Raw genomic sequence first — 13,070 nt, 5'->3', positions numbered from 1 at the left:
GCCAGCCAGACGCCTGTCGTCGAGCAATGGTTCATCGAGAAGTTCATCGTGCCGACGCTGGTGGGGTTCATCACGTATCCCGGCGACAGCGGCGAGCATCACGGGGAGCGCAGTTCGATGAGCTTCACCGCCCCGCTCCACATCTTCTCGCTTCAGCAAGGAATCGCACGCTCGTCCCAGCGCTGGTACCGCATCGGTCACCCCTCGCCGGTGGCCGAGGACTCGCTGCGGCGATGGAGCGTGGACGGGGAGATCTGAGAAATGGGGAAGAACTCATCGCTGGGAATGCTCGAAGCCGGGCAGTTTCGAAAGATCTGGCAGTCGCCGGCGCTTTTCCTAGCCTACTGCTGCGTGGGCAGGGCGTTGCGGTCACAGCACTTGCTCAGGCGGGGGCGCCCGACCATCGTCGTGCTGATCGCGGAGGCGGCGATCAATCTGGGGATCTACGAGGCGGCGACCGAGTTTTTCGTGAACGGCCGCTCCCAGGATTGGACCGAGACGCGCCCTCGCAAGGCGCTGGTCCATTCCATCGAGTCCAAGCCACGCAACAAAAGCCCGACGCCGGAAGGCAATGAGCTTCTTCGATCCTATGGGAAGTTTCCTGCGATCCTCGTCCTCGCCAGGCACAGAAGGGACCTGCCGATAGAACTGGCGGCGGCGGCCGACGCGGTCATCGACTTGCCGCGGCCCTCGGCCGCGCACATCGTGGCGGCCCGGTCGCTGCTCGGCCGAAACCCGATCCGGCCCGACACGGCGGAACTCCTCGCCGGCAACGACGTCGTGATGCTGGCTCCGGTCGTCACGAAGTTCAGCCTCACATCGGACCATGCGCGGATCCTCCGCTCCTCCGCGCCTGGCACCACAGCGGACGACGAACCCAGCCTGGAAGAACTGCCCGGATACAGGGGCGTGAAGCCTTGGGCGCGTTCCTTCGCCAAGGATTTGGAGCGTGCGCGGTCAGGTGAGATCGCCTGGGCCGATCTCGATCGCGGAATCCTTCTCCACGGCCCCCCCGGAACCGGCAAGACCCTCTTTGCCCGCGCTCTCGCGAAGATGTGCGGCATCCCGCTGATAGCGGCATCGGTGGCGAAATGGCAGGCCAAGGGACATCTCGGGGATCTCCTTGCGGCGATGAGATCGACCTTCGAGCAGGCCAGGGAATCGCAGCCGGCGATCGTGTTCCTGGACGAGTTGGATTCGATCGGCGACAGAACGAAATTCTCGGGCCATCATGTCGGCTATCAGACCCAGGTCGTGAACTCGCTCCTGGAATGCATCGACGGCGTCGACGGGAGGCAGGGAATCGTAGTGGTCGCAGCCACCAACTTCCCGGAAGCGGTCGACCGCGCCCTCCTCCGAAGCGGCAGGATCGAACGCCATGTCAGAATGGATCTGCCGGACGAAGACGAGCGCGCGGAGATATTGCGTTTCCACCTGCGCGTCTCGGCCGACGAACAGGAGATTCGGACGATCGCCACCGATCTCAGGGGATGGAGCGGCTCCGACCTGGAGAAGCTGGCCAGGGAGGCAAGGCGAATTGCCAGGGCGGTGCGGCAGCCGGCCGGTCCCGCCCACGTCGCCGGAGCGCTGCCGCCGCTCCAGACACTTTCCGCGCAAACCGCGCGCCGCGTCGCGGCGCACGAGAGCGGCCATGCCGTTGTCGCCATCGCGCTCCAGCCGGGTTGCAGGGCGAGCGTCTCGATGCGCAAGCAGTTCAGGACGTTCTCATCCGATGCACCCGTCCAGGGCATGACGCGATACCTGGACGATCCAGGAGGGCTGGAGACACGGGCTTCGCTGGAAGTGCAAATATGCAGAATACTCGGGGGAACTGCGGCGGAAGAGGTGCTGTTCGGCGCACGATCGGCCGGTGCGGGAGGGGGGCGCGGCAGCGACCTTCACAAGGCAACATCGATCGCCACGCGGATGGTCTGCAGCTACGGCATGGGGCGAAGCCTGTCATTTCTGGTGGAGGACGACCATCCCGGCCTGGACTGGAGCGGCGGCATTCCCGCGATGGCGAGAAGGGAGATCGACGGCATTCTCGCAGAGCAGTTGTCGCGGGCGAAGGCCATCGTCAGGAGTCATCTCGGCGCGGTCCAGGCCCTGGCTGGACAACTGCTGGAACGGGAGATCCTCGAGCCGGAGGACGTGCAGGCCATTGTCCGGAGGCATCCGCCGGACCGACCGAAGAAAGGTAACGTCCGCTAGCCGTCGCCGAATCCTTGAGCGTCTGTGTCGACTGCGGACGGGCGCCGCGTCATGGCGACGCCCGGACCATGCTCCCGCGTGGCGTCGATGAACGCCACGCCTTTGGATTCGAGTGCCATGCGCACCTTGTCGACGGCCTCGACCAGCACGTTGTTCTGGCCTTGCTCGATCCTTACGACGATCTGCCGACTGACGCCGGCTAGCTCCGCCACTTCCTCCTGACTGAGTCCTGCCAGCGCGCGTGCAGCCCTGAGCACGCGCATGATTTCAGAGATCGAATCCATGAATGGAGCAGGCTGTAAATCTACAAATTTGTCAACAATTAAGGATTCGGCCGCTACGGCAACCATCGTATAGTGAAGTCCGGACTCGGGCTGTTCCTGTCCATCCTCGGGCAGCTACTGAACTCTTACTAAAATAGGATTGGCAAGGATTTGTGCTGAGGCTCGCCTGGATGATTATTGCCCCTGTCGTGAACAGAGCAAATGCGTTAACGGACGCCGTGACAGCCGCCCTGCCCTGCTACGAGTCTGTGCGGTGCATATTGCGGCAATTTCTTCGATCTCTCACAGCTCCTCCAGGGCAGCCGCATGGTGATTGGATCCGAGAGTTCTCGATCGGACATGGTTTTTGCCTCGACCCGTCAGCGCAAACTCGATAAGTCGGCCCGACCTGCGGGCGAGGACATTTCGGAAGCGGCACCAGTCACGTTCGCCGTGCAGGCCTTGCCACTTATTTCTTGCGGGAGCGCCTTAGCGGCTCCCTCGGCTTGCCCTGCGGCAGAAGGATCCTGGGCCTAAGTGCCGAGCTGAAGCCGACCACCTCCAGCGCCTCCATGACCGTCATCCCCTCGAATGCATTGGGCTCTACCCGGTCCTTGGAGGTCGCGGCCTTATCAACATCGTTTTTGGTCCGTCTATTCATCCGCTCCTCCGAACATCACTGCAGCTTAGCTTGCAGGAGACCGGCGTCAACCATGGAGCAGCGCCTGAGGTGCACGGGCGTCAGGAACGCGCACGATTGTGAACAGGCTCGGCCTCGTCTCGGCTTTAGCCTCTCGAGCAGCTCCAACCCACCAGTTCCTTACAGCGCGCCCGCGTCTGAGCCGATATGCGCCAGCTTGCGCCTGGGCGCGCGGCAACACCTAAGCCCGTAGCTCAGTTAGATAGATTTGCCGATTCCGATTCCAAAGGCTGAAGGTTCGAAGCATCACCAACGCTACGTCTGTTGTAGTGCTTGGCATCAGCGTCCACCAGCTTGGCATAGTGCGCCCGCGTAGGTTTGCGCCTGAGAGCCCTGGTTTGGTAGTTTCTGCGCGTTAGGTGTGCGCCTGAAGCGTCAAGCGGGCGACCTTGCCCCAGATGACCGACTCTTCAACGCCGTCGAATGACGGTTTCCGAAGACATTGGCGGCATCAAAGTTACTGCTTTCTAAGGAACTTTGACCTTTCTCGTTTAGGAAGGTTTTACCGCGTCCACAACCAGACGAACGGGCGCGCCTAAAAATTACAACCCATTAATTCCCCATGCCTAGTAGGTGGGCCGCACCGCAACTCAGGCAGGTCAACTATGCTCGAAACACTGATCGTTCCCGATCACCACCCTCTCTATGAAAACCCCAACGCCATTTACGTGTCTGACGAAGACACCCCCGCCAACAGCTTGGATCGACTTCGAAGATGTGACTAGCTATGGAGCCGCAAGGCTGATTGTCCAGCTCGGTGTTTGATTCCATCGGGTAGCGCACCACGGAACCCTAGATTCCGAATGCTGCCCCGAGAACAGCGACTGATCACAACCAGAGTAATCCTACAATTTTGGCAGCGTGCCCATCGACATCGTATCGAGGCGCACTGCATGCGCAAGAGCGGAGTTTTCCAATGAATTTGGAAGCAATTGAGGTTTTCGACGAGCTGTTGATGTGGTTCAGGCAAAACTGGGTGGAGCAAAGAATCTGAAAATCGCCATCGACCACGAGACCAATTCGAACGGCAAAGCGAAGCCGGAACTGACCGACGACGCATCAAAGATTTTCGCAGCCGCGGCCCGTTCGAGAGCAGCTCGGGCCTTTGTCCTCTCTCCCTCGCTGAGGGAGGCGGTCAATATTGCGAACAGAGGCTTCGAGCCCGGGGATACGCGATACCAGTTGGAGACAATATTGCGCACCGACCTGCGCGGGCGAGTGCTTACCCGCACGAATCGCGACTGGTGCTTTTATGCGGGTTGGTTCCCAAAGCACCTGCCGCGAGCGGTCGACGTTCGTACGCTGGCAGCCACTACCATTGCGAATGGCGACAAGGACCGCCCCAGACAATATTCGTTGGAAGCGAACCCAGTAGCCTTCACGGACCTGTTTCACCAGACCATCTTTGCTGCGGAATCCCCATACGGCCTCATACTCTCGGAAAAGCTTGTCGGCGAGGTGGTCGATGGAGTGCTTGAAACCGCGCCGGATATCCGATTGCTGTTGGCATCCGCTGACGGACGGCTCGGCTACAAATTGGGTTCGACCAAAGAGTTGCTTGTTTCAGGCTCACTCATACCGGAGCAATTGATCTACCCGACTGTAGCGCCAGATGTCTCCGACGAATTCGATCCGGTCGCGCAGCCAGAGACCAACACCACTCCCGGCGGCCCGGCGGATCACTCGACCACCAAGACCCTGGGGCGATAAGGTCTGCCTGCGCGACGCGGGCAGTTGACGAGTGCATCCGCGGGGCAGACCCTTGTTGATGAAATCCATAGAGGGAAAACCCATGAGCGACGCCGAACGAGCCGACCAAATTGTCAAAACCTTCGAGGAAAGAATTCGTAAGAAAGTCTCGTCGAAGGAAGAGAAGAGCCGCACAATCCCTAAGGCGGGAGAAAGGCAACTTGCCGGAATGCAGACACGCGTTTTTTCAGTGGGGGGAAAAGTTGAGTCCGAGCAAGTCGATGCCAGCGAGAGGGACTACATTGTTGAGGTCCGCGTCCGAGCGCGGCGTCGGTTCGTCAATTGTCAAGATCCGTCGGCAGCCGGATTTCAAGGTCTCCTCGATGATCAAGTGAAACGCCATTGCAAGCGATTGCTGATCGATACCCTCAGGTTCCGGAAGCAAAACGCGCGCCCAACGAAGGCGCAGCGCGACCGACGAGTTTGCTTCAGCTCATGCGCATGCTCGGGTGATCACACCGGACAACGAAGTAAAGTCGGAGGCGGATGAAGCGTAGCTCATCTCTCGCACTGCGGAGCGGCAACTCGTTTCCGCAACAAGGCTGCTTCTTATCACGGACGCGATTTTCGACGCGTACGCAGCCTTTCCAATGCTTTCTTGGCAGGTGCGTTCGGCTGGTTCGCCGGAATGACTGGAGGGTCATCGAGGTCGAACACGACGCTGTCTGGATCGTTCTCGCCGATCTCCCACGCCTCTCTCACTACGAGTGAATACTTGCCGAGGACGGTCTCAAGCATCGGACGAGGAGCCGCGGTGAGTGACGGCAGATAGGCAGGCCCGATCAGGAATCGTCCATGGTCCTCATAAGACTTCAAGAACCGATCGAGATTCTCGGAAGAGTCGGGAGTCATCACCTGATATCGAGAGACGAACTCGAAAAAATTTCCCGACTGTTCGCCGAGCTTGTTGGGATCGGGTCCGACGATTACCGCATAGGCATGCGGGTTCGACGATCGAACTCGGCGGATGAAAGCAATCCGGATGTTTCCGTCAGGATCATCGAGACCATACAGCGCCTGCCAGGATTCGAAGATCGCTCTGCCCGGATCGGCGTTGAGAAAGGCAAGGCACATCACTGGCGGAGGACCGTTTCCATCGACCGTCATGAAGAAGACGGCCCGCCACTTACCTGCATTCCATTTCTCGATGTCGATCGGACTGATCACCCGGAAGTCGCTGTGCCTCATGCGCTCGGGGTCGAACATACCTTCCGGCGGTTCACCTTCGCCGAATACGGCGGGTTCGTTGCGTTTATCCTCAGCGGTGTTCCGATGAGATGGCTTCCAGGCGCGGTCCCGCAAGACATCGTATCGAATGTCTTCCTCTTCGATCCACTCGTCGATCGTCGGCGCGCTGCGATCACCGAAAATCACACCGATATTGTTCGGAACGTTGGAGAACGTCACTGCTCGGCTGAAGCCGCTCTCCTGTTTGATGACGGTTCGGCCCCAGCCGTCGAGGTCGTCCGGCTGGACAAGCCTCTGGAAGATCTCTGTGGAAGCCTTGGCCAGCCAGTCCGGATACGTTCTGGTTTCCTCGACGGTGCGATATGTCAGGCGCCCGCGGTGGGTCACCGTACCCACGGAGCGGCCATTCTCGTCAGCGAAGGTCAGCTTTGGCGCGACCCCGGCTTCGCTGACAACTCTCACCCTTAGCCGAAGCTTGTCGACCATCGGAAACATGCGGTGGCCGAGGCTCGTCGCCAGGATGCACTCAATGGTTCCAAGCAAGCTCTCGCTGATCGAGATCGACGTTGTGTTGTTGTCGCAGACGATTTCGATCTCGCAACCGAGCACCTTCGACCGCAAGATCACCGATGGAGATAGTAGGTAGTCAGGAGTTTCGGCGACACCGAGTTCATTTCCGACGGCGGCAAACTGATCGAAGAAGTCGGCGTATTCCTCAGGCGGCACCTCCTCCGGAACCGAACCCTCCTCGCGAAGAAGATCCTCCTGGCCCATCAGATGCAGGAGTGCCATGCGTGCCTGCAACAGTCCTATGCGCTCCAAGCCATCAGGTAGTTTCGCCACGTCGCCGAGGACATCGAACGGCGTTCTCAGCAACAGGGTTCCGATGACCCCGCCAAAGCGCGTTTGCTCCCGGGAGAGAACCTCGTCGCGCCTCGCTGTAGGCAGTCGACCAGAGAGAACTGTCATAAACATGTGGTAGGCATCGAGGATGTATGGGATTCGTCCGAGTTGGATTTCAGTCGCCAGCCATCTCACAAGCGTCCGCGGCGAGAGATCCGATATCGAGCCCGAGCGCTGAAACTCGCCGCAGTGCATGGAGACCGCCGCAAGCGCGTAGTTCCGTGACGCCCATAGCAGTCCGGCTTTCTCGTACGCGGCGCTCGATCCTACGAGGGCGTCGATCAGCTCATGCCTGTATTCGGCCTTGACCAGCAGACTGACAGCGCGGCCGAACCAGCGGATCGCCTCATACGGCAGATCCTTTTCGAGCTTCTGCCAAGCGCGCTCGCAGTTGCGTTTCGCTCCCTCGCCTTCGCTGCGGCGCTCGACAACGGCGTCCGTCAGGGCCTCGTAGAGACGATCGAATTCATCGCATTCGGGAACGAAGTGCCCGACCTCGGTAAGGGTGTCGGCCATCTGTTCGAACGGAAATGTTCCGAGCCCTTTCGAGTCTTTGATGACTTCCGTGAACTCGTCCCACAAGGCGCGAAGGCTGCCATCGTCGATCGGATCGACCGTCGTACCGTTCACGTACTGGGTCAGCCTCAACATGAGCGCCAAGGCATGCGCGTGCAGTGCATTGTTAGGACGCGAACCGTCGGCTCTTACGGCGGCAAGTGCCTCGTCCAGACTCCGGGTGCGCTGATCCAGCTTTGCATCATCCCGACTGATCGTCCCAAATCGTACCGCTGCGTGGAAAAGCGTGAGAAGATTCGAAATGCGCTCGAGATCAACGGACGTGTCGCTAGGCAGCGCAAGTCGTTCGACCTCCTCGTACAACTGGCTCAATGTCTTCACGTCATCGAACCAGAAATACGTGGTCCAGGCCCAGTCATAAGTTACGGCCAGCTCCAGTTTCGGTAGCGAGTGTTCCTTCGCCAGGCGCACGGCTCGGAGGAAGCGTCCATCGACCTCGTGCCGCGGCTTTTCGACGCCGCGCGCGAGCAGAGCCGCCGTGTGGCAATCCTCGATCAGTGCAGAAGGGGCGACCTTGTATTCGGCTCCGTCCGCGATCCGCCGCTCAAGCTTTTCGAGCTCCCCAAGCCGCCGGGCGTCTTCCGGCCCGATTTCCGGAACTGCCTTTTCGGTGCCTTTCCCCACGCCAAGGATCTCGACGGCGATATCGATACTGTCCCCTTCGAAGACCTTCTCAAGGATCCAGGTTCGGTCAAGTATGGTTACTGGGATTCCGTGTTGAGCCTCCAGCTCGTCTTGGATCCCGGCGCTGTCCTTGGCCGGAGCGAACCTGCTCGTGATGAAGATGATTCTCGGATACGAACGACCGGTCCCGGCGATCGATGCGACATCGGCCTTAACCTTCGCCTTCCAGTCCTTCTTCGCACTAAATGCAAACGCGAAGCGCTGATCGGCCGCGTCGATATCCGGGAGCCACCAGCGGAGAGCGACAATTCTGGAGACTGGGTGAGTCTCGGCGTCGGTCTTTCCGTCGCCGCCGCCGATGGGTCCAGTCTGGGGCCGAATATTGGGCGAGATGAACTTCTCGGCCAGCCTCTTGGCAAAGGATTCGAAAACGCCTTCATCCTTGCGACTCGTCAAGGATTCGAGGTGGTAGGACAGGGTGTCCCTGTCTATCGCTGGCGCGGAGCGCACGGTGGTATCCGAGAACAAATGCGGTCGCCTTTGCCGCATGTATTCAGACGGTTGGAAGATCCGTTTCTCGTGCGGTTCATCGGAAAAATCAGACATGCGCCATGCTATCGCAAGAGCTCAATGTCTGCGCTGCGAGACTAAGCGATAAAGGACTTCCATCCCCAATATTCTTGCTCGCAGTGCGACGACGGTAGAAGATTTCCTTCTCGGCGGGGGCGTGGGACTAAATTCTGGGGGTGAATGTCTCGAAGCCACGGCGTCCTCTTTCCCGACGACGCCTGAACCGCCAAGGATTAAGCGCAGGCAAGATCATTACGAGGGACGAATGGGCAAAGCGAGGCAACGAAAGTTCACAGGCATTTCGCCCGAGCTCCGGCAACGCATGCTAACGCGTGCCAGAACCGAAATGCAAGAACTCGCAAAGCAACTCTACGACATCGTTTCGACAATGCCACCGAAAGATCTGCTCGGTTACATCTACGGGCAGCGTGCCGTGCGTGCGATGTTCGCGATGGAGGATGCCGACGGAGCGGCGTTGTGGTCTCAGAGCATCGGCAGCGATCAATTCGTGCTCGAGTACTTTCACGCAATCCTCGCCGCGTCGCCGCCGCCGGACGAACCTGTCTTCGATGAGGAGAAGGCTGCTGCGTTGCACGACATCGGCGACAAGCTGCGTTCGAAGGCGATGACTTACGCAATTGCAAGCTCCGAGGTCTTGGATGAAGGTGTCTTCGGACGGAAGACCGGCGATGTCGAGTTTCGTGCGAAGACTGGATGGGTTCTTCTTCGAGGCCATCGGTATCAGGTTCTCGAGGAGGAGTTCTACGCCTACGTTCTGCAACCGCACGACGATCTCCTTCGCGAAGTATATGGAGTAGGAAGCGCGGAGATCGCTGCCGGGTTTCAGGCCATCTCCAATGCATCAAGAGAAGGCCAAGGGATCGCGTTTGAAATGCTCGCCCGGAAGGTCGACGAGACGCAGGAATTCGCCGAGGCTAACGGCCTTTCATTCGAGTCCGCGACCGATTCATTTCTTCAAAACTCCGATACGAACGAATTGGCTTTCGTCATGGACGATGCGATGCGTGGTGGGATCTGCAATGTAAGCAGGCACACCAAGCTTCCCGAAGCCCTGCTTTCCGATCTCGCGTTTCGTCGCGGAGAGGAAACCGAATTCTTCGCCGAGGGAGAACTGTCAGGAACTCCCTATCGCACCCTTCCCGCTCGCAAGAAGCCGCTGATCGAACTCGAGGGACAATACTACGCCGTCGATCCCTGCTTCACCCGCGATTCTGGCTACCGCGCCCTTCTTCATTGCCTCCGCGAACGTCGACGCGACTACAAGAAGCAGTTCGACGATCGCCAGAGGGATCTCACGGAGAACGCCTTCCATGACCTGTTGAAGGCGCAATTGGATGGCGCGCAGGTGCTCCGCGAGGTCTATTACCGCGATACCAAGACACGTCAGTGGGTGGAGAACGACACACTGATCATGCTTGACGATGTTTTGATCCTGGTCGAAGCGAAGTCGGGAGCCGCCGCGACAGTCGCGTCGCCGGCATTAGACTTCGCACGTCATACCCGCTCGGTTCAGGATCTCGTCGTGAAAGCCTACGAGCAGTGCGCCCGCTTCTTCGAGTATCTTGCATCGGCTAATGAGGTTCCGCTATTCAAGCTCGAAGACGGACGCCATGTGGAAGTGATGCGTGTTCGCCGCGCGGACTACAGACTTGCCTTGCCAATCGGACTCACCGTCGAATCCTTCTCGCCCTTCTCCGCGATGTGCAAGGAACTGCCGGGCGTTCAGCCCCTGCTCGGCCACCATCCTTTCATTTCCATGTCGATCGACGATCTCTTTGTGCTGAAGCGATTCCTTCCCACGATGGGAGAATTGGCGCATTACCTGGAAGTTCGGCAGGCTATCGCCGGAATGCGCGATGCGATGCTGTTCGATGAACTCGACCATCTCGGCGCCTACATCCAGAAGAACCGCTTCGACATGACAATCGCTGAACAGCGGGCACAGAAAAGACCGGGCCTGATGATCTGGGATGGAATGAGCGAGGTCGTCGATAGCCACTTCGCCGGCGAAGATTGGGATAGGCGGCCTCCGCCTCGCCAGCATATGCCTGACGAGATTGCGGCGCTCTTGGATGCGTTGGCCTCCTCCAGGATGCCAAACTGGCTCGCGGCCGACAGCGCCGTACGCAACTACGGCTTTGATGGGCGCGAGAACCTCGCAAACACAATGACGAGGTTCAGACGGACGCTTGATACACATGAAAGTCGATACTTCCACATGCCAGGCCGCCCAGGCCTGTTCGCCTGGCTTCAGCGGGCTGGGACAGAGCCGAACCTCGCAAGAATGAGAGACAAGGCTGCCGCCTCCGCTATGGCGATGGGAGAAAAGGAGGTGGTAGCGCTGGTAGCGTGGGCACATTATGGCGGCGGCTACGTTCGAGCCATGCATGTTGTGGTTTCCGTTCCCACCGCTCGGACAGCGGAAAACGAGCACGTCTACCTTGATGCCCAGCGTCTTCGCGATCCCAATCGTCTGATCGCCCTCACGCCCAACGTTAACACTAGGCCGGGCCGCAACGAACCTTGCTGGTGCGGAAGTGGAACGAAGTTCAAGCGTTGCCACGGTAGGTAACGTAACGTGATGCCCAGGCGATTTGGGGGCAGCAGTATCGCGCAAAACCTACCCGGCGCGGAAGCCGCATAGCTGACAGGCGATCACCACAACCGCCGTGAACCTCGAGATCTTCCAAACCGGAAGGTACTCATCATTCTCTGCGGCACGGCCCATTGGAGCTTCGCAAGATCCGCATCTTGTAATGGATCATCCGATTCACAATCGAAAATCAATGACTGTCACCAAGGACTAGGCAAGGAGATTGCAGCATGCCGACAATCACGGACTGGACTGATCTAACCCGGTTTCCGCGTGAGATTCGCACGCCTGCGATGAGGGTCATCGGGAAGGATTTCGACAAGCCCATCCTTGTCGGATCCGGCCTGTTCAGGATCACCGACGACGGATCCTTCGAATTCGAGATGATCGGAACCGCACCAGATCTACGGCATTCACTGAGCTGGCTTACCAAGGTTCGGGAAAACCAATACGACCCGGCGCTGAGATGCAGACTGGTGTTCGAAACAGGGGATGGCCTTCACTGCAATGGCGGATGGATTGAACCCCACATGCAGCCGATCGAAGGGGGGCAGCCCGGCCAGATGTTGTGCCGGGGTAAGAGCGATACTCTTCTCGTCGGAGGGCTTCCCGGCAACGCTTCGCGGCCATCCATCGCGCTGTGCATTGCAATCCCACGTTCACGCAGATCGTTCTACGCGTTCCATCACTTCGCGGGTGAGCGCCATGATCTCGATCTGCTCGGCACAACGATTCGTTTCGAATTCGACTCCGAAACCAGCATCCTTTCGGTGACCGCCGCAACCTCCGACAGTTTGCAGATTCCCTATGCGGAGAACTGGCTTGCCGAACCGTTCCGGATCATGTTCGGCGAGCTCATTTATCCCAAGCTGGTCCATCGGGACTTCGGGAACGGCTCGGCGACCGTGGGTCTGAGGGACTTCGATGATGGTCGCAGATTGCCGCACTGGGTCGGTCTCTGGCGTGGAAAAGGGTACCTAGCGGATAGGGCCGCGTTCTGGAAGATGTACGGCCATTTGCTGGTGCGCCTTGCCTCCTCGAACGATTCCGACGGCGAGCCATGTTTCGAGGCGAATCTGATCACACGCCACTACGAGGAGATCATACACTCTGCCTTGGGCTCCCGCCGGGTCTGGGTTCTGACGATCGCGAGTACGGTGGAGGCGTTGGCACTTGAACTGTTTCCAAGGAAGACCAAGGACACGACCCCCGACGAGAAGGCGATCAATGAGCTCGCTGCGCACATTGACAAATGGTCAGGCGACCACGATCTGAAGTCCGCGGCAATCCGCGCAGTGAAGGGAAAGGCTGACCTGACGGTTGCGAAAGGCCTGCGGCACCTCGCCGGGGACGGCCGCGTCAGCACTGCTGGCGTGAAGGCCTGGGATTACGTGCGCAACAGGGTGATGCATGGCGCCCTCGTCTCGATCGATTCGGACAAGGAGGAGGACGACCGCATCCTCGCGATGATCGAACTCGTCCATGAACTGACGGACGAGATCCTGCGACGATCGCTGCCGATGCCAACGAGCATGGATCCTCTGATGGCAGCAGAGCAAGCGGAAAACGCGTTGACTAACGGATGACATGTTACCGTTGATCGGATAGCCGACGACGGGACTACATGAGCCTGTTCTCCGTCGATGGAAAGGAGCATCCCAGGCGCGTTTGT

9 protein-coding genes are annotated in these 13,070 nt (G+C 59.2%); 6 read left to right on the top strand and 3 right to left on the bottom strand.

The window, feature by feature from the left end:
* Together BN1800_RS28560 and BN1800_RS28555 are read left to right on the top strand one after the other, a co-directional pair.
* Window positions 1–258, top strand: a 258-nt coding sequence (locus tag BN1800_RS28560; protein ID WP_179213918.1) for a hypothetical protein, incomplete at its 5' end; no start/stop codon positions are given.
* 3 nt (window positions 259–261) lie between these two features.
* Window positions 262–2,211: an AAA family ATPase gene (locus BN1800_RS28555; protein ID WP_087002280.1), complete on the top strand. Its 1,950-nt coding sequence runs from the start codon at window positions 262–264 to the stop codon at window positions 2,209–2,211.
* Here the strand turns inward: BN1800_RS28555 and BN1800_RS28550 are convergent.
* On the bottom strand, window positions 2,208–2,561 hold the full coding sequence (locus tag BN1800_RS28550) for a helix-turn-helix transcriptional regulator (protein ID WP_244564686.1): 354 nt from the start codon (window positions 2,559–2,561) through the stop codon (window positions 2,208–2,210). The two genes, BN1800_RS28555 and BN1800_RS28550, sit on opposite strands and share 4 nt — an antisense overlap.
* Before the next feature lie 382 nt (window positions 2,562–2,943).
* Window positions 2,944–3,135 carry a hypothetical protein gene (locus BN1800_RS28545; protein ID WP_087002278.1) on the bottom strand — a complete coding sequence of 64 codons (192 nt, stop codon included), beginning with the start codon at window positions 3,133–3,135 and terminating at the stop codon, window positions 2,944–2,946.
* A 996-nt stretch (window positions 3,136–4,131) separates the two neighbouring features.
* On the opposite strand from BN1800_RS28545, the gene BN1800_RS28540 reads away from it, so the two are divergent.
* Both BN1800_RS28540 and BN1800_RS28535 read left to right on the top strand, forming a co-directional pair.
* Window positions 4,132–4,884, top strand: coding sequence for a hypothetical protein (locus BN1800_RS28540; protein ID WP_087002276.1), 753 nt, complete (start codon window positions 4,132–4,134; stop codon window positions 4,882–4,884).
* A gap of 82 nt (window positions 4,885–4,966) precedes the next feature.
* Window positions 4,967–5,413, top strand: coding sequence for a hypothetical protein (locus BN1800_RS28535; protein WP_087002275.1), 447 nt, complete (start codon window positions 4,967–4,969; stop codon window positions 5,411–5,413).
* 62 nt (window positions 5,414–5,475) lie between these two features.
* Here the strand turns inward: BN1800_RS28535 and BN1800_RS28530 are convergent, their stop codons facing one another.
* Window positions 5,476–8,724 (bottom strand): hypothetical protein, encoded by a 3,249-nt coding sequence (locus tag BN1800_RS28530; protein ID WP_143534126.1) that lies wholly within the window; start codon window positions 8,722–8,724, stop codon window positions 5,476–5,478.
* A 406-nt stretch (window positions 8,725–9,130) separates the two neighbouring features.
* Between BN1800_RS28530 and BN1800_RS28525 the strand changes: the two genes are divergently transcribed.
* Entirely contained in the window at window positions 9,131–11,377 is a 2,247-nt protein-coding gene (locus tag BN1800_RS28525) for a YecA family protein (RefSeq protein ID WP_244564685.1), read from the top strand.
* Window positions 11,378–11,628: 251 nt separating this feature from the next.
* Window positions 11,629–12,984: a hypothetical protein gene (locus tag BN1800_RS28520; RefSeq protein WP_087002270.1), complete on the top strand. Its 1,356-nt coding sequence runs from the start codon at window positions 11,629–11,631 to the stop codon at window positions 12,982–12,984.
* The last annotated feature ends 86 nt before the right edge of the window (window positions 12,985–13,070 follow it).

Source organism: Rhizobium sullae, from assembly GCF_900169785.1.
In the GTDB taxonomy this organism is placed as follows: Bacteria; Pseudomonadota; Alphaproteobacteria; order Rhizobiales; family Rhizobiaceae; genus Rhizobium; species Rhizobium sullae.
The sequence above is the reverse complement of the archived record's forward strand: the minus strand, read 5'-3'. Positions and strand labels throughout refer to the sequence as shown.